Source organism: Nitrobacter sp. MLSD-S21, from assembly GCF_058809865.1.
Genome location: NZ_JBXASZ010000003.1, coordinates 125,505 through 149,747, shown reverse-complemented (window position 1 = coordinate 149,747; position 24,243 = coordinate 125,505). Strand labels below are relative to the sequence as shown.

Here is a 24,243-nt window from a genome sequence, read left to right as displayed (position 1 = left end):
ATTCATTCCGCCAAAAGCGGCTATAATTGGGGATGTACCATGATGCATCGCAGCAGGGTAGAAAATTTTGTCTAATATGCTACGCAATATTAGAATATAATAATTGCCGAAACCCTGATCATTAGAATATCAGCCTGTTAGAGAATGATAGAACTACAAAACTCCGACCGGTCATTTTATCCTGGTCGGGTCATTTTGCTGGGTTGCACCAATCGGTCGAACTCCGCAGCCGTAACAAAGCCGAGCCGCTGAGCCTCCTCCTTTAATGTTGATCCGCGAGCGTGGGCGGCCTTGGCGACCTTCGCCGCGTTATCGTAGCCGATCCTTGGCGCGAGAGCCGTGACCAGCATGAGCGAGCGTTGCATCAATTCGCGAATCCGCTGCTCGTCGGCACGGATGCCTTTGATGCAGTGTTCGGTGAATGAGCGCACGACGTCGGCGAGCAGCTGTATGGAATCGATCATACAGTAAGCCAAAACCGGCTTGTAAACGTTAAGTTCGAAATGCCCCTGGCTGCCAGCCACAGTCACGGTCGTATGGTTTCCGAACACCCGACAACAGACCATTGTCATCGCTTCGCACTGAGTAGGGTTGACCTTCCCCGGCATAATGGATGACCCAGGTTCGTTCTCGGGAAGAATCAGCTCTCCGAGGCCAGACCGAGGTCCGGAACCCAGAAGGCGGATGTCGTTCGCGATCTTGAACAGGCCCGTTGCGACTGCATTGATCGCGCCGTGAGCGAAAACATAGGCGTCGTTTGAAGCCAACGCCTCAAATTTGTTTGGAGCGCTTGTGAAGGGGAGTTTTGTAAGCAGCGCTGCATTTTTCGCAAACAGTTTGGCAAATTTTGGCTTCGAGTTCAGTCCTGTCCCCACCGCGGTTCCGCCTTGCGCCAGCGGATAGAGATCCTTCAGTGCTATGTGAAGTCGGGCCAGACCGCTCTCGATCTGCGCCGCATAGCCGGAGAATTCCTGGCCGAGCGTCAGCGGAGTTGCATCCTGGGTATGAGTCCGCCCAATCTTGACGATATCAGCGAAGACCTTTTCTTTTTCGCGTAGCGCCTTGAGCAGAGCGGCCAGGGCGGGAACCAAGTCTGACACGATGCCATGAGCTGCCGCGATATGCATCGCCGTCGGAAATGAATCATTCGACGACTGGCTCATGTTGACGTGGTCGTTTGGGTGAACGGGCTTCTTATGGCCGAGTTCGCCACCGAGCAACACGTTGGCACGATTGGCGATGACCTCGTTGAGGTTCATGTTGGTCTGTGTGCCGGAACCGGTCTGCCAGACCACCAGCGGAAAATGCTCGTCGAGCTTGCCGTCGATCACTTCGCGTGCCGCGCGAATGATTGCGTTCGTGCGCCGGCGGTCGAGCAGGCCAAGCTCCCGATTGGTCTGTGCTGCTGCGAGTTTGACGATGCCGAGCGCTCGAATCAGCGGCATCGGCATCCGGTCGTCTCCGATGCGGAAGTTTTGTCGGCTGCGTTCGGTCTGGGCTCCCCAGTAGCGGTCTGCCTGAACTTCGATGGGACCGAAGCTATCGGTTTCCGTGCGCGTTTTCGCCGTGCGTGATGACGCAACCATGGTCCGGTCCGTTATGTTTGATGCCGCTGTGGGGCGCAGCCCAATCCTCCGCCCGCGAAAGGACAATCCGGCAAATGCAACCCCGGGTTACTTCTTGCGAAAGCGGTCCAGTCTGACAACCTCGGCGCCCTGGCCAGGTTTAGGTTTGTCCTCGGTTTCGGCCGGCTGAGAAGGATTGGCCGGAACGGCCAGCGCCGTCGGGGAGGGCGCAGTCGGGGTCGTCCTCGAGGTCTCGCTCGCGCTTGTCTCGATCTCAGCTTTCTCCGTCTCGGTTGTTTCTGTCGCAGCCGGCTCAAACTGCAATCCGAACTGTACCGATGGGTCGAAGAAGCCCTTGATCGCGCTGAAGGGAACCACGAGGCGCTCCGGCACCCCGCCGAACGACAGCCCGACCTCGAAGTGATCTTCGGTCACCGTCAGATCCCAGAACTGATGCTGGAGAATGATGGTCATCTCCTCGGGATATTGCGCCAGAAGGCGGGACGATATCGTCACTCCGTCGGCCGTCGACATGAAGGTGATGAAAAAGTGGTGCTCGCCCGGCAGCCCGTGCTCGGCGGCGTCCATCAGCACGCGGCGCAGGACACCGCGCATTGCGTCGCTCGTAAGCAAATCGTAGCGAATATGATCGGTTTGCATCGATTAGGTCTCGTCGCCTCGGCAGTATGCGCAAATCGCCGCGAACGTCTAAGCCGACTCGCGCCGTCTCGCGATGATACTCCCACGATCTTGCGAGGTCAGCAGCGGTTGGGGTCGGACCGGTAAGTTTCTCGTCGCCAGTTGGGCTGGAGCGGTGAACGGATTAAAGTGGAGGCTTCTGTTGCCAGGTGCCTCCGAACCCCGCCTGACGGAGCTTAACCCATCAGGACTTCAGAGTGGTCTTTCAAACTGCGTTACGCAGCCTGAGCAACCGGAGCATAGTTGTCGTTTGCAACTATTGCATAGCCCGATAACGGCGGAACCATACCGGGAAAAAGCGAGCCCTTTACGCCCTCGTCGATCCTGTTTCGCCCCCGCCAGAACCCGAAATCTGCCGGGTCGGGCTCTGGTGGAGGCGCCGGGTACTGCCCCCGGGTCCGAATGGTTTATTGCGGCGGCCATTTATTTCCATAGCCGGCGAACCGGCGCTTTCAATATAGTCTGCAAAACGTGAGGAAAAAAGGGTGCCAGACGGCACATTTTTTGCCGTCTCGGCGATCCATTTTCCCGGGTATAATGAGGCGCGGCGCTGTCAGATCAACCGATCCGACGTTAAGTTCATCGCCCGAAAGCGCCACTGGCATGAATCAATATCACGATCTGCTCAAACGAATACTCGGCGAAGGTACGGAGAAGCATGACCGTACCGGCACCGGAACGCTGTCTGTCTTTGGACATCAGATGCGCTTCGATCTCGCCTCTGGCTTTCCGATGCTGACCACCAAGAAGCTTCCCCTCCGGTCGATCGTGCATGAACTGCTCTGGTTCCTGAAGGGCGAGACCAACATTAAATATCTGAAAGACCACGGCGTCTCGATCTGGGACGAGTGGGCCGATGCAAACGGCAATCTCGGCCCGGTGTACGGTTCGCAGTGGCGTTCATGGCCCGCGCCGGACGGTCGCAGTATCGACCAGATCGCCAACGTCATTGACATGATCCAACACAACCCCGATTCGCGGCGGTTGATCGTCAGTGCGTGGAATCCGGCCGATGTCGATAAGATGGCGCTACCGCCGTGCCATTGCCTGTTTCAGTTCTATGTCGCCAACGGAAAACTGTCATGCCAGCTTTATCAGCGCTCGGCCGACGTATTCCTCGGTGTACCCTTCAATATCGCGTCTTATGCGCTGCTGACGATGATGGTTGCGCAGGTTACGGGGCTTAATCCCGGCGACTTCGTACATAGCCTGGGCGACGCGCACCTGTATTCGAATCATCTTGAGCAGGCTCGGCTTCAACTCGCGCGGCCCGAGCGGCCGCTGCCGACGATGACAATTAACCCCGAGGTGAAGGATATCTTCGCGTTTCGCTACGAGGACTTCAAACTCGAAAATTACAATCCCCATCCGCACATCAAGGCGGAGGTCGCCGTATGACCGGGATTGTCTCCCTGCGTCCGGAAATAGCCCTGGTGGTTGCGGTTGCCGAGAACGGTATAATTGGTCAGCGCAATGGAATCCCGTGGCGGCTGAAAGCCGATCTGCAACGCTTCAAGGCGATCACTATCGGCAAGCCGATCGTAATGGGCCGCAAAACCTTCGACTCATTGCGTCGGCCACTGCCGGGACGAACCAACATCGTCATCACCCGCGATCCGGACTTTACGGCGGCCGGAGCGTTGGTGACACGATCGCTGGTAGACGCGCTCGCCATCGCAAAAGGAGATGCCATGCGGCGTTCGGTCGCTGAGATTGCGGTGATCGGCGGTGCCGAGATCTATACCGCGTCCATGCCTGTAGCCGACCGCCTCGAAGTGACCGAGGTTCATGCCCAAGTCGATGGGGACACCGTTTTCCCGCCGATCGATCCTTCGATCTGGCACGAAGTCGCCCGCTGCCGAAACACGGCGGCCAGCGGCGACACTGCCGATTATTCTTATGTGACATATCGCCGTCGGATGCATTAACCGCATTCCCTGATGTTTGCATTGACATTTGTCTGATCGAATATAGCTCCTTGCAGCTAACAAGCCGCGTTGTAAGGGCCGAGAGCGTCCCCTATAAGGTCGAATGGAGAGCGAGGTTAGGCTTTAAAGGCCCATCCGCGCGGAGGAGAGTGTCGATGCCGTGGAAGAATCAAACCGGGGGGCCGTGGGGTCAGGGTCCGAAAGGGCCTTGGGGAGCCGGCCCGCAGCCGACTGGACCCAAGCCACCGGATCTTGAGGATCTGCTGCGTCGGGCTCAGGAACGTATCCGGCAACTGTTGCCAGGCGGACATCTGAGCGGCATGGGCATCTTGCTGATCCTGGTCGGCGCGGTCGTGATTTGGGGGATGTCCGGCTTCTTCCGGGTGCAGTCGGAAGAACTCGGTGTGGTGCTGCGCTTCGGCAAGCATGTACGGACCGTGCAGCCTGGCCTCAATTATCATCTGCCGTATCCGATCGAGACCGTGTTGCTGCCGAAGGCGCTGCGTGTCTCGACCCTCAATATCGGTTTGACGCTGGCTCAGGACCCGGCCCGGAACACCAGCACGATGCGTGATGTGCCGGAGGAAAGTCTGATGCTGACGGGCGATGAAAACATCGTCGACGTCGATTTCACGGTGTTGTGGCGGATCAAGCCGGGCGGGGTCGGTGACTTCCTGTTCAATATCCAGAATCCGGAAGGTACCGTCAAAGCGGTGGCCGAAAGTGCGATGCGCGAATTGGTGGGACGTTCGGATATTCAACCCATTCTAACGTCCGAGCGAACCAAAATTGAAGCTTCGGTGCATGAACTGATGCAGAAGACCCTGGATGAATATGGTGCCGGTGTTCTGATTCAGCAGGTGCAGATGCAGAAGGTCGATCCACCGGCTCAGGTCATCGATTCATTCCGCGACGTGCAGGCGGCGCGTGCTGACCTCGAGCGGCTGCAGAACGAAGCCCAGACCTACGCCAATCGAGTTATTCCCGATGCGCGCGGCCGGGCGTCGCAGATCGTGCAGAATGCTGAAGGCTACAAGGGACAGGCCATCGCCGAAGCCAAGGGCCAGAGTTCTCGGTTTCTGCAGGTTTATGAGGCCTACAAAACGGCACCTGACGTGACGCGCGAGCGCATCTACCTGGAGACCATGGAGCATGTGCTCGGAGACGCCGACAAGCTCGTATACGATCCGGGTTCATCGTCGCCGGGTATCTTGCCTTACCTGCCGCTGAGCGAATTGACATCGCCGCGTGGTGCCGGGACCGCGAACCAGCCAGCCAGGACGAACGGGAGCGCCCGATGAAAATCGGAGTTTTAGGGATTGCCGGGCTACTGGTAGGGCTGGCCTTGCTGGTGGTGGGATATAGTTCCGTTTTCACGGTGAGCCAGACCGATCAGGTGTTGCTGGTGCGACTGGGTGAACCGGTGCGTGTCGTCACCGAGCCGGGACTGCATTTTAAGGCGCCGTTTGTGGATTCCGTGATCCAGATCGACAAACGAATTCTGGACCTCGAGCAGGCGTCGCAGGAAGTCATTGCGTCGGACCAGAAGCGGCTCGTTGTCGATGCGTTCGCGCGCTATCGAATCAAGGATGCGCTGCGCTTCTACCAAAGCGTCGGCTCCGTCCAGGCAGCCAATATCCAGTTGACGACACTGCTTAATGCGTCGCTGCGTCGTGTTCTGGGCGAGGTCACCTTCATCCAGGTGGTGCGGGATGAGCGCGAACAACTGATGGGTCGCATCCGCGACCAGCTCGACAAGGAGGCCAGCGGATACGGCATCTCGGTCGTCGATGTTCGGATTCGGAGAGCCGATCTGCCGGACCAGAACAGTCAGGCGGTCTATCAGCGCATGCAGACTGAGCGACAACGGGAGGCCGCCGAGTTCCGCGCTCAGGGTGGTCAGAAAGCGCAGGAGATCCGGGCAAAGGCTGATCGCGAAGCGACCGTGATCGTGGCCGAGGCCAATTCCGCGGCCGAGCAGATCCGCGGCCAGGGCGATGGCGAGCGCAACCGTCTGTTTGCCGATGCCTACAACAAGGCCCCGGACTTCTTTGCGTTCTACCGGTCAATGACCGCCTACCAGAACGGATTGAAGGGCAGCGCTACCCGCTTCCTGCTGAAGCCCGATTCCGACTTCTTCCGTTTCTTTGGGCATCCAAGCGGCAGGCCTGCGGCATCGGCGGCGAAGCCGTAAACCCGAAAGATCGCGATGCCGGGAGACGCCGCCGATGGGTTCCATCGCCTTCGCCGATTTTCTTATCGGTCTCGGTATCCTTTTCATGCTTGAAGGCATCCTGTTTGCCGCGGCACCGGATTGGACGCGGCGAGCGATGAAAAGTGCGCTGGCAGCTCCAGAACACATTTTGCGGATGGTGGGTATCGGGTCGGCAATCGTGGGCCTTATCCTGATCTGGCTGGTCAGGCGTTAGGGGGGCAGGCTCTTGGCGGCCACCGACTCTATAGTTTGATCCGCCAGTGATGCTGTAATTCTAGGCATTCGCCGCGACGATCGCTGAGATCATGCGAGTGAATATCATAGGTTTTCGCGCGAAGACCGTCGGTCGGCATGAAGAAGACCCAGCGTACCAAAAGATAGAGCGCCGCTTCTATGTCTATCGGTGGCGGAAGCCTACCGGAGCCAACGGGCGGGAGCGCTTCGAAAGCCTGAGCTTGCAACGTATCGTGAAGGTGGTGCCAGCTTTTTGCCGTAATCGGAAATCCCGATGGATCAGCGAGCGCCGTTTCGCTGCTTGCGCGTGTTCGGCGTCCGGCGCAGTGTATGCCCGGCAATATGCTTCTCCAGGAGAGACTCGAAACATGATCCGAGCGATTCACGCGTTGAGCTTTCGCCGGCGTTCCCTGCTAATCGCGCTATGCCTCAGCGCCGCTAGCGCCATGATATCCGAGCCGGCGCTGGCCCGCGGTCCCGATGGCATCGCCGACGTGGCGGAAAAGGTGATCGACGCGGTGGTCAACATCTCGACGACCCAAACCGTTGAAGCAAAGAGTGGCGAGAGCCGCCGCGCGATTCCACAACTTCCGCCGGGATCACCGTTCGAGGAGTTCTTCGACGACTTCTTCAAGAATCGCCGCGGCGGCAAGAATGGCGGCCTGCAAACGCACAAGACAAACTCGCTCGGCTCCGGATTCATCGTCGATGCCGCCGGAATAGTGGTCACCAATAATCACGTTATCGCCGATTCCGACGAGATCAACGTCATTCTGAATGATGGCACCAAGGTCAAGGCTGAAACCGTCGGGGTCGACAAGAAAACCGATCTCGCAGTGCTGAAGTTCAAGCCGCCGCATCCGCTGACCGCCGTCAAGTTTGGCGATTCCGACAAGTTGCGGCTCGGCGAATGGGTGATCGCCATCGGCAACCCGTTCAGTCTTGGCGGTTCCGTTACAGCCGGGATCGTCTCGGCGCGCAACCGCGACATCAACAACGGCCCCTATGACAGCTACATCCAGACCGACGCCTCCATCAACCGTGGCAATTCCGGTGGTCCACTGTTCAATCTCGAGGGCGAGGTCGTGGGAGTGAATACGCTGATCATCTCGCCGTCGGGCGGTTCTATCGGGATCGGCTTTGCGGTGCCGTCGAAGACGGTAGCAGGCGTTGTCGATCAATTACGGCAGTTCGGTGAGTTGCGTCGAGGTTGGCTTGGTGTCCGTATCCAGCAGGTCACCGACGAGATCGCCGACAGCCTCAATATCAAACCGACCCGCGGGGCGCTCGTTGCCGGCGTGGAGGATAAAGGTCCAGCTAAACCTGCCGGCATTGAACCCGGCGATGTCATCATCGCTTTCGACGGAAAGGACATCAAGGAGCCGAAAGATTTGTCTCGCCTTGTCGCCGACACGGCAGTTGGCAAGACAGTCAAGGTCACGATCATTCGCAAAGGCAAGGAAGAGACCAAGAAGGTAACGCTGGGACGCCTCGACGACAGCGACAAGGCAACGCCCGTCTCGATCAAGACCAGGCCTGATGACGACGACAAGCCCGTAACGCAGAAGGCGCTCGGTCTCGATCTCGCCACGCTTAGCAAGGATCTGCGTGCGCGCTACAAGATTAAGGACAGTGTCAAGGGCGTCATCGTCACCGATGTGGACGCGGATTCCGACGCGGCCGAGAAGCGGCTCAGCGCCGGCGACGTCATCGTAGAGGTGGCGCAGGAAGCCGTGAGTAGCGCTTCCGATATCCGCAAGCGCGTCGATCAATTGAAGAAGGACGGCAAAAAGGCAGTGTTGCTGATGGTTTCGAACGGCGCCGGCGAACTGCGGTTTGTGGCGCTGAGCCTGAAGTAGGTACGAACCACATCGGAGCGCGGTTGTCGTGGTCGGGGCAATCGCCGTTCGATGGAGCGGCGAAAGACGTGGATCACTGAACAATAAGCGGAGACGGCGGCTGATTGCGCTTTAAGTCTGAATGGACTCAAGCGTTCACAAACTCGTCGCGTCGATATCCCTGCGCATAGAGCAGGGCGGTAAGGTCGCCGTGATCGATTCGGGCGGCTGCCGCTGCGGCAACCGCGGGCTTGGCATGATAGGCGACACCTAGGCCAGCCTGCTGGATCATGCCGAGGTCGTTGGCGCCGTCGCCTACCGCCAGCGTATCAAGATTGTCGAGATCGGAGGCATCGCGCAGTTCGATCAGAGTTGCAAGTTTCGCCTCGCGACCGACGATCGGTTCGGCGGCCGCGCCCGACAATTTTCCGTCTTCGACCAGTAGCGTATTGCCGCGATTTTCCTGAAAGCCGATCATGGCGGCCACTGCTTTGGTGAACAAGGTGAAGCCGCCTGAGATCAGGCAGGTATAGGCTCCATTGGAGCGCATGGTCATGACCAATTCGCGCCCGCCCGGTGTCAGCGTGATGCGCTTTGCCAGCACCTCGTCTACGACTGATACAGAAAGACCCTTCAGCAACGCCACGCGCTCACGCAGCGCGGTTTCAAACTGCATTTCGCCGCGCATGGCACGCTCGGTGATCGCTGCTACATGTGCCTTGAGACCGGCGAAATCGGCGAGTTCGTCGATGCACTCCTGCCCGATCATGGTGGAATCCATGTCGGCCAGAAACAGTTTCTTGCGCCGGCCGAGCTGCGGCTGGATCACTACGTCGATCGGCAGATCGCCGCGCGCCTCGCGCAGGCGCTGCGCAATGGCCGGAATGGGCTCGTCGCTTTCGAAGGGAATGTCGGCCGCGACTTCGTCCCACAGCCAGCGCGCCGGGCCGGCATTGCTCAGAATTGCGCGCGCGCCGTCGAGCACCGTGCTATCGAGCGCGGGGTTAACCGGATTGCAGATCAGCGTGGCGACGAGCGACATGGATGGGGAGAGCTCTGGCGAGGTAAACGGGCAGGCGACGGATGCCGTGCTTATCGCAGGGCCGACCGCGAGCGGCAAGTCTGCGTTAGCGTTGTCACTTGCCGAACGGACGGGCGGCGTCGTCATCAATACCGACTCCATGCAGGTCTATCGAGATCTCCGCATCTTGACCGCGCGGCCGACCCCTGATGAGGAGGGGCGAGCGCCACACCGGCTCTACGGCCATGTCGATGCGAGCGTGAACTGCTCCGCCGGGATGTGGGTCGCCGATGCAGCGGTCGCTCTTGCCGAAGCTCGCGCGCAAAACCGGGTGCCGATCTTCGTCGGCGGCTCCGGCCTTTACTTCAAAGCGCTGACGCGCGGCCTGTCGGCGGTGCCGCCGATTCCGTCTCAGGTGCGCGATGACGTCCGAGCGCGCCTCGAACGTGATGGGGCCGAAGTGCTTCATGCTGTTCTCGCGCGGCGCGATCCGGCGGCGGCGCAACGTCTGAAACCGCGCGACCGCGCCCGCATCGCCCGTGCCCTCGAAGTGGTCGAGGCGACCGGACGCTCGTTGATCGATTGGCATCGCGATGGCTTACCGCCGTTGCTGCCGCCCGAGCGGGCGAGGGCGGTCTTCGTTGCTCCGGATCGTGAAGTGCTCTACGCGCGGATCGACGCCCGTTTCGATGCGATGCTGGCGGCCGGGGCGCTGGAGGAAGTCGCGGCGCTGGCCGAACGGCGTCTCGACCCGCTCCTGCCGGCGATGAAGGCGCATGGCGTGCCCGCGCTGGTCCGGCATCTGCGCGGCGAGATTTCGCTGGCGGAGGCCGCCCAGATCGGGCGCGCCGACACGCGCCACTATGCCAAGCGGCAGTTCACCTGGTTTCGCCATCAGTTGACAGAGTTCGCCTGGGTGCGGCCTGAGGAGGCCAGAAAGGCGCTGGACTAAGGGGGTTGACGTTTCGCGCTGAGGCGACCGGCCCCTCGGCCCCCTTCCAAACCGCCGAAACCGGCTTATTTGCATCGAAACACCGTTGACGGCCGCAAATCCGCCCCGTATAACCCGCGCAACCTTTGGGAACGTTAGCTGTAAAATGCGCAACTTTGTTATCCGCCACCTCGTCCCCGTTATCATCGTATCCTGGAGCACCGCCCGGGACGGCTGAGCCGTCCGAATGGAAGGCGGTGTGCCGGGGGCCTTCAAGGCCCTTTTTTATTGTTTGCGACGCTGGCGGACACGAAGCCTGCGCGAATCCGGAGCCGACCATGAGTCAGACCAAGCGCCAAGATTCCAATCAGATGACCGGTGCGGCCATGATTGTTCGAGCCCTCGTTGACCATGGTGTCAAAAGCATTTTCGGTTATCCGGGCGGGGCTGTACTCCCGATCTATGACGAAATTTTTCAGCAGAGCGATATCGAGCATGTCCTGGTGCGGCACGAGCAGGGCGCGGGTCACGCGGCCGAAGGCTACGCCCGCTCCACCGGCAAGCCGGGGGTGGTGCTCGTGACCTCGGGGCCCGGCGCTACCAATATGGTGACGCCGCTGACCGATGCGCTGATGGACTCGATCCCGCTGGTCTGCATCACCGGCCAGGTGCCGACGCACCTGATCGGCAACGATGCGTTTCAGGAATGCGACACCGTCGGTATCACCAGGCCCTGCACCAAGCACAACTGGCTGGTGCGCGACGTCAACGATCTCGCCAAGGTGCTGCACGAGGCGTTCTATGTGGCGACTACCGGCCGCCCCGGGCCGGTCGTGGTCGATGTGCCCAAGGACGTGCAGTTCGCCACCGGAACCTATCACCCGCCGCGCAAGACCGATGTCCACGCGTCATACAAGCCTCAGATAAAGGGGGATGCCGGACAGATCCGCAAGGCTGTCGCGCTGCTGGTGAATGCCAAGCGGCCGATGATCTATACCGGCGGCGGCATCATCAACTCGGGCCGAGAGGCGTCGAAGACGCTGCGCGCGCTGGTCGAAGCCACTGGTTTTCCGATTACGTCCACTTTGATGGGACTAGGGGCCTATCCGGCCTCCGGCAAGAACTGGCTTGGAATGCTCGGCATGCACGGCACTTATGAGGCCAACATGGCGATGCATGACTGCGACGTCATGCTGTGCATCGGTGCACGCTTCGACGATCGAATAACGGGTCGTACCGATGCGTTCTCGCCGGGATCAAAGAAAATTCACGTCGATATCGACCCCTCATCGATCAACAAGAATATCCGCGTCGACGTGCCGATCATCGGTGATGCCGGCAGCGTGATGGCCGACCTGTTGCAGGCTTTCAAGGCGGAAGGCAAAAATCCTAAAATCGATCCGTGGTGGTTCGAGATCGGGCGCTGGCGCGCGCGCAACTCGCTGGCTTATAAGAAGAACGACGATGTAATCCTGCCGCAGTTCGCGATCCAGCGTCTGTTCGAGGCGACGCGAGGCCGGGACACCTACATCACAACCGAGGTCGGCCAGCATCAGATGTGGGCCGCGCAGTTCTTCGGATTCGAGGAGCCGCACCACTTGATGACCTCGGGTGGCCTCGGCACTATGGGCTACGGTTTGCCGGCCGCGCTGGGAGTGCAAGTGGCGCATCGCGACAGCCTCGTCATTGACATTGCCGGCGATGCTTCCGTGCAGATGACGATGCAGGAAATGTCGACGGCGGTTCAGCACGAGCTTCCGATCAAGATCTTCATCCTCAACAACCAGTACATGGGCATGGTGCGGCAGTGGCAGCAGTTGCTGCACGGCAACCGCCTGTCGCACTCGTATTCAGAGGCGCTTCCCGATTTCGTCAAGCTCGCCGATGCCTTCGGCTGTGTCGGCCTGCAGGCGACCAAGCCGTCTGATCTCGACGGCGCGATCAGGGAGATGATCTCGGTGAAGAAGCCGGTGCTGTTCGACTGCCGCGTCGCAGCGCTGGAAAACTGCTTCCCGATGATTCCATCCGGCAAGGCGCACAACGAAATGCTGTTGCCGGCGGAAGCCAATGACGATGCGACCGCGGCCGCATTTGCCGGCGGCAAGGCGCTGGTGTGAAAATGTCTCGAAGTGTCGCCACGCACAGATCGTCATGCGCGGACTTGATCTGCGCATCCATCGTGAAGACGGCTTGCCGGGGCACAGGCGAACGAAACGACGCCGTTTTACGAACGGCTACGCTCGGCAATGACGGCAATCACGATATCGATTTGAGAACATATCCATGAACCAGCCCGCTTCCGCCTACTTTCTCGAAGAGCGCCGCGATCCGAACGAGACGCACACGCTGTCGGTGCTGGTCGCCAACGAACCGGGCGTTTTGGCGCGGGTGATCGGACTGTTCTCAGGTCGTGGTTACAACATCGAAAGCTTGACGGTGTCCGAGACCGAAAATCAGAAGCACGTCTCGCGAATTACCATCGTCACCACCGGCACCCCAATGGTGATCCAGCAGATCAAGCATCAGCTCGACCGCATGATCCCGGTTTATCAGGTCGTTGATATGACACTGACCGGGCGCTCCATCGAGCGCGAGCTAGCCATGGTCAAGGTGAAGGGTTCGGGGGACCAACGTATCGAGGCAATGCGGCTCGCAGAGGTGTTTCGTGCTCGTGTGGTGGATGCCACCAATGAGAGCTTTGTGTTCGAGATTACGGGCGGCACCTCGAAGATCAATCAGTTTGTCGATCTGATGCGGCCGATCGGTCTGGTCGAAGTGTCGCGAACCGGTGTCGCTGCGATCGGGCGCGGACCGGAGGGGATGTAAGGTCATGCTGGCGCGCGACTGGTTTTACAGTGAACGTGGGCGGATCGGATTGGATTCGCTCATTGCTGCGCGCTCCGCGATCTATGATCACGATGATAGCGGCAGCCGGGCTCGCGCAACTCTCGCCAAGCTAGGCGTGCGGCCCGGCTGGCGGATCGCAGATATCGGTTGCGGCACGGGCACGCTTGCTTGTGAAGCCGCCAGGATGGGTGCGGAAGTCTATGCGGTCGATATTGCGCCGGCAGCGCTCGCTCTGGCCGAGGCCCAGGCGCGTGACGGCAACGTTGCGATCCGGACTCAGGCGGCCGGTCTGCTCAGTTTTGCTCTCGCATCGGATTCTCTGGATCTGGTCGTGAGCGAGTTCACGCTGCATCATCTGCCGGATTTCTGGAAGGCAGTCGCGCTGTCACGCATGTTCCGCGTCGTCAAGCCCGGCGGACAGCTGTTTCTGCGCGACATCGTGTTCGTCCGCGAACCGGATGGCTCCGACCGAACGGTCGAGCAATGGGCGGAATTCAACATCAACAACCACGACTTCCCAAGCGGCGAGGTCGCCAGCCACATGCGCGACGAACATTCGACCTTTGGCTGGGTGATTGAGCGGATGCTGAAGGACGTCGGCTTTGCGCTGGTATCTGCGGACTATCACGCGCCGCTTCACGGCACTTATCTCTGCCGTAAGCCAGGCGACGAGCCTCCGGCATAGTCTTGTGTTTGTCGCGCGGCGCTATTCACCTTTTCCTACCGGACGACCGTTGAAGTTTTTCCATCATTCAAGGCATTGCAGCGGACTTGTTTCCCGGCATCCGTAGCCCTAAAACCGGGCGCAACTTGTGGCCGCAAAAGAGGACCAACCATGCGTGTTTATTACGATCGCGACGCCGACCTGAACCTGATCAAGGGAAAGAAGGTGGTCATCGTCGGCTATGGTAGCCAGGGCCACGCCCATGCGCTGAACCTGAAGGACTCCGGCGTCAAGGAGGTCGCGATCGCGCTGCGCAAGGGCTCTGCTTCCGCCAAGAAAGCTGAGGCTGCTGGTTTCAAGGTGATGGAAGTCGCCGATGCCGCGAAGTGGGGCGATCTCGTGATGATGCTGACGCCTGATGAACTGCAGGGCGACATCTATCGCGAGCAGCTGCACGACAACATGAAGAAGGGTGCGGCGCTCATCTTCGCGCACGGACTCAACGTGCATTTCAATCTGCTGGACCCGCGCGCCGATCTCGACGTCCTGATGATCGCTCCGAAAGGCCCTGGCCACACTGTGCGGGCGGAGTATCAACGCGGCGGCGGCGTTCCTTGCCTGATTGCGGTTGCCAAGGATTCCTCGGGTAACGCGCATGATCTTGGTCTTAGCTACGCCTCGGCGATCGGTGGTGGCCGCGCTGGCATCATCGAGACCACGTTCAGGGAAGAGTGCGAGACCGACCTGTTCGGCGAACAGGCTGTGCTCTGCGGCGGTCTGGTCGAGTTGATCAAGAACGGCTTCGAGACCTTGGTGGAAGCCGGTTATGCACCAGAGATGGCCTACTTCGAGTGTTTGCACGAGGTGAAGCTGATCGTGGATCTGATCTACGAGGGTGGTATCGCCAATATGAACTACTCGATCTCCAATACCGCTGAATACGGCGAATACGTCACGGGTCCGCGCATCGTGACCACGGAGACGAAGAAGGAGATGAAGCGCGTGCTCGACGATATTCAGTCCGGCAAATTCGCTCGCGACTGGATGCTGGAAAACAAGGTCAACCAGACTTCCTTCAAGGCGACCCGCGCAAGGCTTGCCGCCCATCCGATCGAGGAGGTCGGTGCAAAACTCCGCGACATGATGCCGTGGATCAAGAAGGCCGCACTGGTCGACAAAGCGAAGAACTGAAGTTCTTCATTCCTGCCTATGATTGATCGCGCGGTGCGATCTCAATGATCAGGAGTGTGGTGCGCGGGTCGACTAACAGTGAGTTGAGGCTCCCTCTCCCACAAGGAGAGGGAAAGGTGCCGCGCTGTGAGGGTATACAAGTAAGCACCCACCACCTTATTTCTCGTCGATCTTCGCCCATAACCACCGCGCCACCATTGCCGATGAACTGTCCGCGTCGCTGCCGCTGGCGCGAAGATTGGCCTCGCGCATGAGCGTGAGGCTGATTCTTCCGAGCAACGGCTGAATTGCGGCACGCAGCTTTGCGTCGTTGGCGCGCCGCGGCGATATCAGCACGATCGCGTCATAGGGCGGAATGGCGTGTCGGGGATCGTCAAGCACGGTCAGGCCGTATTTGGCGATCAGTCCATCGCTGGTGTAGCCCGCTATCACGTCGACTTCACCGGAATCCACCGCGGCATACATGAAGTCCGACTGCATCTGCCGCCGCTCGCGAAACGATAATCCGTAAATCTTCTTCAGAGTCATCCATTCAGGCCGGGCAAAGAATTCGTAGTCGCCGGCGATTGACATCGTGCCGGCGCGGGCGGCGAGGTCGGAGATCGAATGAATGTTCAGCGCGTCAGCTCGTGTTTTTGGCATGAGCAGCGCGTAGGCATTCTCGAAGCCGAGTTCACCAAGCAGCGTGATATTCTGCCGCGCCAACCTCGCCTTGAGCTCGGTGAGTAGTTCCTCACGCGGCTTGACGTCTGTTATATGGAACTGATTGGACCACAGCGTGCCGGAATAATCGACGTAGACGTCAACGTCGCCATTCGCTAGCGCATCGAAAATGACGTTGGAGCCAAGACCCTCGCGGGTGGCTACGGGAAGACCCGCGGCTTGTAGCCGGTGCGAGATCAGCGCCGCGAGCACATATTGTTCGGTGAAGGTTTTGGCGCCGACGATGTAGGTGGGTTTCGCGCGGGTGAGGGAGGGCGCTAGTGTGGCCGCAACGAGAATTGCGATTCCGACAAGGCCGACTGACACGCGGATGGGACGACGTATCCGCAAGCCGGATTCGATCAGCGCCAGCAACTGATCGACGACCAGCGCGAGGCCTGCCGCGGCGATGCAGCCGAAGAGCACGAACACCCAGTTCTGGGTCTGCAGCCCGGCAAAAATGTAGTTGCCGAGACTGGTCTGGCCGATCGGCGTAGAGAGTGTCGCGGTGCCGATCACCCAAACCGCTGCGGTGCGGATGCCGGCCATGATCACAGGAAGCGCCAGCGGAAGTTCGACCATGACGAGGGATTGCCGCGCCGTCATACCGACCCCTCGAGCCGCTTCCGTCAATGCAGGATCAATCCCCTGCAAGCCTGTGATGGTGTTGCGCAGCACCGGAAGCATCGAATAGAGCGCCAGCGCCAGGACCGCAGGCAAGAATCCGAATGCTGAGAATCCGAGGCTGAACCATCGCGACGTCATTGTCGCCAGAGCCAGGAGGAGCGGATAGAACAAAGCCAGCAGCGCCAGCCCCGGCATGGTCTGCACGATGCTTGCAAAACCGAGAATCATACTCCGCAGCACCGGCCGGTTGCGAGCGGCCAGCGCGAGCGGAAAACTGATCACGAGTCCCAGCGCCAGCGCCGTCACACTGACGCGGACGTGGTTGCCAAGATAGTCGGGCAGGTGACCGAGCGCTTCATTCCAGCGCGGATCAAAGAGCAGGCTCATAACGTGGTGCTCTGCGAGAGCGCTGCCTGAAGCCGCTCGGCCTGGCGGCGTGGCGTTCCGAGCAGCTCGCCGACATAAGGGTTGTCGATGCGGGACAATTCCTTTGCCGTGCCCAGCGCAACCAGGCGACCTTCGTGCATGACAGCAACGCGATCCGCGAGCAGCAGCGCTTCGGTCATGTCATGGGTGATCATGATGGTTGTGAGACCGAGTCTGGCGTGCAGCGCACGATAGTCGTTGCCGAGCGCGTCACGCGTTACCGGGTCGAGGGCACCGAACGGCTCGTCCATCAGGACGATGCGCGGCTCTGCGGCAAGTGCTCGCGCTACGCCGACCCGCTGGCGCTGGCCACCGGAAAGTTCATGCGGAAAGCGATCGCGGTGTTGGGCGCGGTCGAGTTGCACCAGATCGATCAACTCGTCGACCCGCGCGGCGATTTCGGATTTCGGCGTCCCGAGCAGGCGGGGCGTGATGCCGATGTTGGCGGCGATAGTCATATGCGGAAACAGGCCGCCGCTCTGGAATACATAGCCGATGCGGCGGCGCAGCCCGATCGCGTCGATTCCGGCGATATCCTCGCCCGCAACGGTGATAGTTCCGGCGTCGGGATCGATCAGGCGATTGGCGAGCCGCAGCAGTGTGGTCTTGCCGGAGCCGGAACCGCCGACAACGGCGAGGAATTCGCCCGCGCCGATGGCAAACGAGACGTCGTCCACGGCTCTTACATAGTCGTCTCTTGCACAGCCGCCTTTGAAGCTTTTGGCGACATGTGAAAACGCGACCAGCGGTGAGGTTTCGCTCATGCCCTGCGGGGGTTATCACACGGTCGCCATCGCACCAAGCCCATGCCCTTGGTGGCAACAGTAAATTCTAGGCGAAGCCCGAACCCACAATTCAGTTCGAGTTTTGATCCGGTCGGTGACGCTGGAAAGCATCGACGATTTTATCTTGTTGTCCCCGCCTTTATTTTGTTTTGGATCCGATTTCTCGCTACGCTCGAAACCACCATCTTCCGCAGGAAATGGGGAAGCAAAGGCGCAATTCCCTTATGAGAAAGACATCATCATCGTTGTTGCCAGAACAATTAAAACGCTACGTGGAGCCCTTTCGTGTCGATGACACCAGGGCGTTTCGTCTCGCCTCGTACAAAACTGCGGAGCGCGGCGGCATCGACAAGGACAGCGGGCAGGAGATTATCAAGGCCAACCGCGACCGCCTTAGCGATTTGCAGGAAAAGCTCTATGCGCAGGATCGCTGGTCGCTGCTCTTGATCTTCCAGGGCATGGATGCCGCCGGCAAGGACAGCGCCATCGAGAGCGTGTTCGACGGCGTCAATCCCCAAGGCTGCGACGTGCATTCCTTCAAGCAACCTTCAACGGAAGAACTCGATCATGATTTCATGTGGCGCGCGGCGCGGCGGCTTCCCGAACGCGGGCGCATCGGTATCTTCAACCGCTCCTATTATGAGGAAGTACTGGTGGTGCGCGTGCATCCGGAAATTCTGGCAAAGCAGAAAGTTCCACCGAAGCTGGTGACGAAGAACATCTGGCGCGAACGCTTCGAGGATATTTCGGCTTTCGAGAAATATCTCGCCCGTAACGGCACGCTCGTGCTGAAATTCTTCCTCAACGTCTCGAAGGAGGAGCAGCGCCGGCGCTTTCTCGATCGCCTGGAGGAGCCGGCGAAGAACTGGAAGTTCTCGATGGGCGATGTCGCCGAACGAAAGCTCTGGGACAGGTATCAGGCGGCCTACCAGGACATGATCCGCCATACATCCTCGCTCGATGCGCCGTGGCACATCGTGCCGGCCGACCACAAGTGGTTCGCGCGTGTCGTGGTCGGATCTGCCATTGTCGGCGCGCTGGATAGGCTGGACCTGCGGTTCCCCAAGGTCGACAAGAGCGAATTGGGTGAATTCAAGAAGGTTCGCAAGGCATTGCAAAATGAGAACAACAGCGCGTTGCGCGTAAAGAAGGCAGCGGTGAAGCATGCTGCGGGGGAGAAGTCCGAAGTTGCTTCCGATTCGTCGGCATCTCGAGGAACAGGGAGGCCGGCACGAACGAACTGAGCAGAGTGGTTGGTCACGATTCCTGACCAAATTTTGGGCATTGCGATGTCAGGTCATTCTCGTCTAAAATCTGTAGAGGAAGGGTCGGCAACGAACCGTCAACGGTTCTTGTTGAAAATGACCCTCTAAAGGGTTCGGTAATGCTGGCTTGCAGCGAAATGGCAGGAGTTCACGGGCTGGTGGCGTCGGCTGCTTGTTCCGAAGAGATTCCGGCTATGCCCATGCCCAGTCTGCTGACTGGCGGGCTTCTGCTTCTTATCGGCCCCTGAGCGCCGGCTGGGCAGTTGTTGCCTGGGCACTCAGGGGAACGCAGGAAACACCAGAACCCCTTCGAGCGCCCGCACGGCGCATTGACCCAGAGGATCTTTCCCCATGACTACCGCGAATAAGTCCGACAAGGACCGCGTCGTTATTTTCGACACCACCCTGCGCGACGGTGAGCAATGCCCCGGCGCCACCATGACTTTCGAGGAGAAGATCGAAGTCGCCGAGATGCTCGACGACATGGGAGTCGATATCATCGAAGCCGGCTTCCCAATCGCTTCGGTCGGCGATTTCGAAGCGGTTGCGGAGATCGCGAAGAACGCCAAAAGCGCGGTGATCGCAGGTCTGGCCCGCGCCATTTCCGGCGATATCGCTCGTGCCGGTGAAGCGGTGCGTCATGCACGGCGGGGCCGCATCCACACCTTCGTTTCCACGTCGCCGATCCATTTGGCGCATCAGATGCGAAAGAGCGAGGCGGAGGTGCTGGAAATCATCACCGCCACGGTGACGCAGGCCCGCAACCTGGTCGAGGATGTCGAGTGGTCGGCGATGGACGCGACCCGCACCCCAATTGACTACCTGTGCAAATGCGTAGAGACGGCGATTGCAGCCGGCGCCACCACCGTCAACCTGCCAGACACCGTTGGCTATGCGGTGCCTGACGAGTACCGGCGGATGTTCAAGACCATTCGCGAGCGGGTGCCGAACGCGGATAAAGCGATCTTCTCGGTGCACTGCCATGACGATCTGGGTCTCGCCGTCGCCAACTCGCTGGCCGGCGTCGAGGGTGGCGCGCGCCAGGTTGAATCCACCATCAACGGCATTGGCGAGCGGGCAGGGAACGCCGCGCTGGAAGAAGTCGTGATGGCGATCAAGACCCGCGGCGATGTCATGCCGTATTGGTGCAACGTCGAGAGCACCATGCTGACTCGTGCCTCCAAGCTGGTTTCGGCCGCCACCTCATTTCCGGTGCAGTATAATAAAGCGATCGTCGGCCGGAACGCGTTCGCGCACGAGAGCGGCATTCATCAGGACGGCATGTTGAAGAACGCGCAGACCTACGAGATTATGACGCCAGAGAGCGTCGGCGTGAAACAGACCTCGCTGGTGATGGGTAAGCATTCCGGCCGCCATGCCTTTCAGCACAAGCTGGAAGAACTCGGCTACAAGCTGGCCGAGAACCAGTTGCAGGATGCGTTCGTGCGCTTCAAGGCACTGGCCGACCGCAAGAAGGACATCTACGACGAGGACATCATTGCGCTGGTGGACGAGGAAATGGCCGCGTCGCACGATCGAATCAAGCTGTCATCGTTGACAGTGATCGCAGGCACCCATGGCCCGCAGCGAGCGACCATGAAGCTCACCGTCAATGGCCAGACCCGGATCGAGGAGGCCGAAGGCAACGGGCCGGTCGACGCCGTATTCAACTGCATCAAGAGGCTAGTGCCGCACGAGGCCAAGCTCGAACTCTATCAGGTTCATGCGGTGACCCAGGGCACTGACGCACAGGCGGAAGTGTCGGTGCGTCTCAGCCAGGACGGCCGCGCGATGACATCGAAGGCCGCCGATCCTGACACGCTGGTTGCATCCGCCAAGGCCTATCTCGGTGCGCTAAACAAGATCGTGATGAAACATCAGCGCGACCTTCCTTCGGCCGCTGCCAGTTGACTGCTCGTTCCGCAAGCGAAACGGACGGTGCGTCAACCGCCGTTTGTGCGCGCGACAGATCCTGACGCGACATATCATCGCGACGAATCGCGAGGCGACATTACATCTTCGTAAGATAGGGTTCCCTTTCGAAGATGTAATTTGCTTGGTGTGCTGCGCGCCCCCATCTTGATTGGACCTTGCAAAGGAGAGTTCCAATGAAGAAGGCCATCCTCGCCGGTGTCGCAGCGCTCGTCATCGCCGGTTCGACAGCGGTGTACGCTCACCCGCATCACCTGTGGTCTCGTGATCGCGTACAACTCAGTCAGCAGGACCGAACGGCTATCGCCGATGCGCGGATTGCGGCGGTCCACGCCGGTCTTACTCTGACGCCGGATCAGGAAAAGCTGTGGCCGCCGGTGGAAAAGGCAATCCGTGATTTTGCCAAGCTTCGGATCGATCGTGCCGACGCCAAGATGCAGGCCAAGAAGGAAAGCAAGAACGAAGCCAAGAATGATGACGCGGAAAAGCAGGCGCCTGTCGATCAGGTGGCGCGGCTTCGCGCGCACGCCGATCGCATGGCCGAGACAGCTGCGGCTTTGAAAAAGATCGCTGATGCTGCCGATCCGCTTTACAAGACCCTCGACGATGGCCAAAAGCGGCGCCTGATGGTTCTCACCCGTATGAATCACGGCTTCGGAATGGGAAGCGGGTGGCACCATCATCACTTTGACCGAGGCGGTGATTGGTCCGATCACAGCAAGGACCGCGACGGGGACTCCGATCACCATGACCAGCAGAAGCCCGGACGCCTCTGATCCGCCGACATAAGATAGCCAAGAGGAAGCCGCCGGAAATCGGCGGCTTTTTCGTCTCTCCGAAGGTTGCGGCGGCAGGGGAAAGCAGGGCTGCTTTGCTGGACATCGCGGGTTCGCTTTGCTAAACGACCCCCTCCCGCAAGGGAATTTCGGACAGTTCCGGGCGATTAGCTCAGTTGGTAGAGCAGCTGACTCTTAATCAGCGGGTCGTAGGTTCGAGCCCTACATCGCCCACCACCCAGTTCGCAGGGAACGAGCTCGGTGACACATCCGTCAATTTGTCCCGTAAATTGCGGGTTTCCTCGATCCGTCTGGTCTCTGCGTGCGTCTCTGGCCCCAGAAATATCGCAAGAGGGCGCTCCGTCTCTGCATCGAAAATTCCCGTTCCTGGCGGAGCGGCAGAGACCGGTTCGCTGACTGGGTAGGGCAGCCAATTCAGCCGCTGCCAATCGTTTCATAGGGACATAGCCGGCGTCGTACTAACGAAGATAGTTCGGGACGGCGATGGTCTCTCGTCGGCTTGAAACGTGCTTTCGGATGCGGAGAGGATGCCGCGCGGGTCCTCCGTGCGCTCGAGGCGCATATGCTCGGGCTGGAGCACGATGCCTTCGAGGATGTGCCTGAGGTAGGTTTCATGGCGCGGCGGCGTACGCCAATCGTACCACGCGCTTTTGAGCCGTGAGGAGTCGAACCGCAGCCGCCCCGGATAAGCCGACCAGGCTATGAAGTCATACCGAGTTTCACGGCGCGCGGAATCGAACTCGCGTTATTTGTTGCCCGCATTCAAACGGACGAGCGGCGAACCCTACGGCTCTTCCTCATGGTATCACGCGCGCGTGAATGGACGCGTTGTCAGGCTGCTGTTTCTTCAAAGCGCAGCATGGTATTGGGCAGCATTCCATGGGAGTTCGAAAACATGAGTAGCGTCAGACAAGGCTGGGTTATCGGGGGCGCGGTCGTCATAGCGCTGTTCCTCTTTTCGTCGTTTTACAACGGCAAGGGCACGCATTACCGGCCCGAAGGCTCAACGGCAGTGTCTACGCAAGCCGAGTAAGGCTGGGTCGTTTCCGCGACGGGCGCCGGTGGGGCTTCCTGGCGCCAACTAAGCGGCGGCTCAGCGCTCTACTGTCTTCGAGGATTGGACTGCCATGTCATGGACATGCCTGCCCAGGGTCCATTCGACATACCCCCTCAGCTTGCTGGCAGGAATCCCGAAGCATTTGATTGCAAGAGGACCCGAGCAGAAATCCTGCTGCTTCGCGAGCCGCGCCAACTGGTCAGGAGTGAGGCGCTCGATCTGCGGGACGATGTCATGAATGATGCTCTGCCTTGTCGCCGGGTCCCCAAGCTTCAGCCCCGGCCAGTCGTATTCGCCTCGGTAGTAATCGGAAACTGAATAGGTATCCCATTGGCGGTTACGGTCGGGGCTCGTGGCTGCGCGACGTTCTAGCCCGCCCCTCGAAGGTACCAGGGCGGTCACAAACGCCGCTATTGCAGCAAGGACTAACGCGGCAACCGCGGCAGCAGCGAACATCGAGCCTTTCGACATTAAGAAACCCAATGCGTGTTCAGGGAACAATTCACCTGAGTGTTGCGTAACTCGGGGACAGGGTGCGCGCAGCCCTGCACAGGGGTCTGTCCGCGGTCCCGGATCGCTCCTCGTCCCTCCCTAGTCTTCGATCCCCGCACGAGCCGTTCCTCGTCCAGCAGTTCGGAGCCTTCGTTCCGATCATTGGTGCTCCGGCCTAGATTCTGCACAGCTTCTCCTCCGCTTTGAAGGCGAAACAACAAGAGCCCACGGCAAACGTTCCTACAGGCGCGAAATTTCCCCGGAAGGCCTCAATACGGCTCAACCGCAAGTTCTATCCAGGGGTTTTGCTTGTCGTACGCGAGCATGCCGGTAACCTGCCGTATCTGGCTGTCGTCCTCGTAGGCGATGCCGTTGAGCGCGTGCTTGTGGAAATTGTCCCAGTCCGCGCGGCGCTTGGTGCCGAAGTACAGCGTAACGTGCATGCGCACCTCGCCCTTGAGCGGCTTCCCCTTCCACTGCGCCCGCGCTTCCCAATGGTACTTCTCCTTAAGCGCGCGCCCTTCGTGGGTCATGTAACGCTTAGGATGCCGCCGTAGCATACGAGGCCGTAGATGTGCTGCGTCGATTTCGGTTCGCCCGAGAGCGTGATGATCACTTTGCGGGATGGCTAGCGTAGTAATGGCTCCTGCTATATGCGCTGTTCAGGAATGGGCGGCAGGCAAAGCAGGTCGCGCCACCGCGGCCAACATTTTTTCTCTCCAGCCTCTCCCAGCAGGCGGGTGAGGCGCGCTTTGAATATGCGACCACCATCCACTGATGATACCAGAAGAAAAGCGCGCCTTTTCAGCTGCTCAGTGCCCCGATCGGCATGACGGAGATGCAGCCTCCCTGGCTGTCATATACGAAAATACACCAGCTCTTGCGGGTCAGGTCGGGCATCCGCTCGAGCATCTCTCGGGCGATGCGGCTTCCGAATGCCAGGGCTTCATCATTCGACTCCAACGCCACCGCGATTGGGTCTGACGTGCAATCGTCCATGTCGGTTATAGTGTATCTGAAGACTGTC

At 59.7% G+C, this 24,243-nt stretch carries 23 protein-coding genes, 1 tRNA gene and 1 other RNA gene; 16 read left to right on the top strand and 9 right to left on the bottom strand.

Annotated elements, in window-relative coordinates; genetic code table 11:
* Positions 1-176: 176 nt before the first annotated feature.
* From fumC to ssrA, 3 genes are all read right to left on the bottom strand, one after another.
* A complete protein-coding gene (gene fumC, locus AC1RT6_RS10655; RefSeq protein WP_079447383.1) occupies positions 177-1,586 on the bottom strand; it encodes a class II fumarate hydratase in 1,410 nt (469 codons plus the stop codon).
* Positions 1,587-1,673: 87 nt separating this feature from the next.
* Positions 1,674-2,225: an SspB family protein gene (locus AC1RT6_RS10650; RefSeq protein WP_079447382.1), complete on the bottom strand. Its 552-nt coding sequence runs from the start codon at positions 2,223-2,225 to the stop codon at positions 1,674-1,676.
* Between the two features lie 167 nt (positions 2,226-2,392).
* Positions 2,393-2,751, bottom strand: a transfer-messenger RNA (tmRNA) gene (gene ssrA, locus AC1RT6_RS10645).
* Positions 2,752-2,867: 116 nt separating this feature from the next.
* Here ssrA and AC1RT6_RS10640 point away from each other — a divergent pair.
* The 6 genes from AC1RT6_RS10640 (at position 2,868) to AC1RT6_RS10615 (ending at position 8,500) form a co-directional block, all read left to right on the top strand.
* Entirely contained in the window at positions 2,868-3,662 is a 795-nt protein-coding gene (locus tag AC1RT6_RS10640) for a thymidylate synthase (RefSeq protein ID WP_079447410.1), read from the top strand.
* Positions 3,659-4,192, top strand: a complete 534-nt coding sequence (locus AC1RT6_RS10635; RefSeq protein ID WP_079447381.1) for a dihydrofolate reductase — start codon at positions 3,659-3,661, stop codon at positions 4,190-4,192. The genes AC1RT6_RS10640 and AC1RT6_RS10635 overlap by 4 nt, the downstream gene beginning before the upstream one ends.
* Positions 4,193-4,347: 155 nt before the next feature.
* On the top strand, positions 4,348-5,493 hold the full coding sequence (hflK, locus tag AC1RT6_RS10630; protein ID WP_079447380.1) for an FtsH protease activity modulator HflK: 1,146 nt from the start codon (positions 4,348-4,350) through the stop codon (positions 5,491-5,493).
* Entirely contained in the window at positions 5,490-6,386 is an 897-nt protein-coding gene (gene hflC / locus AC1RT6_RS10625; protein ID WP_079447379.1) for a protease modulator HflC, read from the top strand. Before hflK ends, hflC begins: the two co-directional genes overlap by 4 nt.
* A gap of 34 nt (positions 6,387-6,420) precedes the next feature.
* Positions 6,421-6,621, top strand: a complete 201-nt coding sequence (locus AC1RT6_RS10620) for a DUF2065 domain-containing protein (protein ID WP_079447378.1) — start codon at positions 6,421-6,423, stop codon at positions 6,619-6,621.
* 388 nt (positions 6,622-7,009) lie between these two features.
* Positions 7,010-8,500 (top strand): Do family serine endopeptidase, encoded by a 1,491-nt coding sequence (locus AC1RT6_RS10615; protein ID WP_079447376.1) that lies wholly within the window; start codon positions 7,010-7,012, stop codon positions 8,498-8,500.
* Positions 8,501-8,627: 127 nt separating this feature from the next.
* Here AC1RT6_RS10615 and serB read toward each other — a convergent pair whose 3' ends face one another.
* Positions 8,628-9,521, bottom strand: a complete 894-nt coding sequence (gene serB / locus AC1RT6_RS10610) for a phosphoserine phosphatase SerB (protein WP_079447375.1) — start codon at positions 9,519-9,521, stop codon at positions 8,628-8,630.
* Here serB and miaA point away from each other — a divergent pair.
* From miaA to ilvC, 5 genes are all read left to right on the top strand, one after another.
* The gene (miaA, locus tag AC1RT6_RS10605) at positions 9,520-10,452 is read left to right on the top strand and encodes a tRNA (adenosine(37)-N6)-dimethylallyltransferase MiaA (RefSeq protein WP_079447374.1); all 933 of its coding nucleotides are present in this window, start codon (positions 9,520-9,522) and stop codon (positions 10,450-10,452) included. The genes serB and miaA overlap by 2 nt on opposite strands.
* 317 nt (positions 10,453-10,769) lie before the next feature.
* Positions 10,770-12,548: an acetolactate synthase 3 large subunit gene (locus tag AC1RT6_RS10600; RefSeq protein ID WP_079447373.1), complete on the top strand. Its 1,779-nt coding sequence runs from the start codon at positions 10,770-10,772 to the stop codon at positions 12,546-12,548.
* A gap of 166 nt (positions 12,549-12,714) precedes the next feature.
* Complete coding sequence (gene ilvN, locus AC1RT6_RS10595; RefSeq protein WP_079447372.1) at positions 12,715-13,257, top strand: acetolactate synthase small subunit; 543 nt, start codon at positions 12,715-12,717, stop codon at positions 13,255-13,257.
* 4 nt (positions 13,258-13,261) lie between these two features.
* Positions 13,262-13,963 (top strand): class I SAM-dependent methyltransferase, encoded by a 702-nt coding sequence (locus tag AC1RT6_RS10590; protein WP_079447371.1) that lies wholly within the window; start codon positions 13,262-13,264, stop codon positions 13,961-13,963.
* Between the two features lie 150 nt (positions 13,964-14,113).
* On the top strand, positions 14,114-15,133 hold the full coding sequence (ilvC, locus tag AC1RT6_RS10585; protein ID WP_079447370.1) for a ketol-acid reductoisomerase: 1,020 nt from the start codon (positions 14,114-14,116) through the stop codon (positions 15,131-15,133).
* A 156-nt stretch (positions 15,134-15,289) separates the two neighbouring features.
* Here ilvC and AC1RT6_RS10580 read toward each other — a convergent pair whose 3' ends face one another.
* Positions 15,290-16,849, bottom strand: a complete 1,560-nt coding sequence (locus AC1RT6_RS10580; protein WP_079447369.1) for an ABC transporter permease/substrate-binding protein — start codon at positions 16,847-16,849, stop codon at positions 15,290-15,292.
* Entirely contained in the window at positions 16,846-17,652 is an 807-nt protein-coding gene (locus tag AC1RT6_RS10575) for an ATP-binding cassette domain-containing protein (RefSeq protein WP_079447368.1), read from the bottom strand. The genes AC1RT6_RS10580 and AC1RT6_RS10575 overlap by 4 nt, the downstream gene beginning before the upstream one ends.
* 245 nt (positions 17,653-17,897) lie before the next feature.
* Between AC1RT6_RS10575 and AC1RT6_RS10570 the strand changes: the two genes are divergently transcribed.
* From AC1RT6_RS10570 to AC1RT6_RS10550, 5 genes are all read left to right on the top strand, one after another.
* Complete coding sequence (locus AC1RT6_RS10570) at positions 17,898-18,917, top strand: polyphosphate kinase 2 family protein (RefSeq protein ID WP_079447409.1); 1,020 nt, start codon at positions 17,898-17,900, stop codon at positions 18,915-18,917.
* A gap of 372 nt (positions 18,918-19,289) precedes the next feature.
* Positions 19,290-20,849 carry a 2-isopropylmalate synthase gene (locus AC1RT6_RS10565; RefSeq protein ID WP_079447367.1) on the top strand — a complete coding sequence of 520 codons (1,560 nt, stop codon included), beginning with the start codon at positions 19,290-19,292 and terminating at the stop codon, positions 20,847-20,849.
* A 197-nt stretch (positions 20,850-21,046) separates the two neighbouring features.
* Entirely contained in the window at positions 21,047-21,646 is a 600-nt protein-coding gene (locus tag AC1RT6_RS10560) for a Spy/CpxP family protein refolding chaperone (RefSeq protein ID WP_079447366.1), read from the top strand.
* 161 nt (positions 21,647-21,807) lie between these two features.
* Positions 21,808-21,883 (top strand) — tRNA-Lys (locus tag AC1RT6_RS10555).
* 679 nt (positions 21,884-22,562) lie between these two features.
* Positions 22,563-22,700 carry a hypothetical protein gene (locus AC1RT6_RS10550; RefSeq protein WP_158081537.1) on the top strand — a complete coding sequence of 46 codons (138 nt, stop codon included), beginning with the start codon at positions 22,563-22,565 and terminating at the stop codon, positions 22,698-22,700.
* 60 nt (positions 22,701-22,760) lie between these two features.
* On the opposite strand, the gene AC1RT6_RS10545 is transcribed toward AC1RT6_RS10550, so the two are convergent.
* The 3 genes from AC1RT6_RS10545 to AC1RT6_RS10535 form a co-directional block, all read right to left on the bottom strand.
* Positions 22,761-23,195, bottom strand: a complete 435-nt coding sequence (locus AC1RT6_RS10545; RefSeq protein WP_079447354.1) for a hypothetical protein — start codon at positions 23,193-23,195, stop codon at positions 22,761-22,763.
* A 290-nt stretch (positions 23,196-23,485) separates the two neighbouring features.
* Positions 23,486-23,803 (bottom strand): RusA family crossover junction endodeoxyribonuclease, encoded by a 318-nt coding sequence (locus AC1RT6_RS10540; RefSeq protein ID WP_493029501.1) that lies wholly within the window; start codon positions 23,801-23,803, stop codon positions 23,486-23,488.
* Between the two features lie 217 nt (positions 23,804-24,020).
* On the bottom strand, positions 24,021-24,215 hold the full coding sequence (locus AC1RT6_RS10535; protein WP_472790403.1) for a DUF6894 family protein: 195 nt from the start codon (positions 24,213-24,215) through the stop codon (positions 24,021-24,023).
* Between the last annotated feature and the right edge of the window lie 28 nt (positions 24,216-24,243).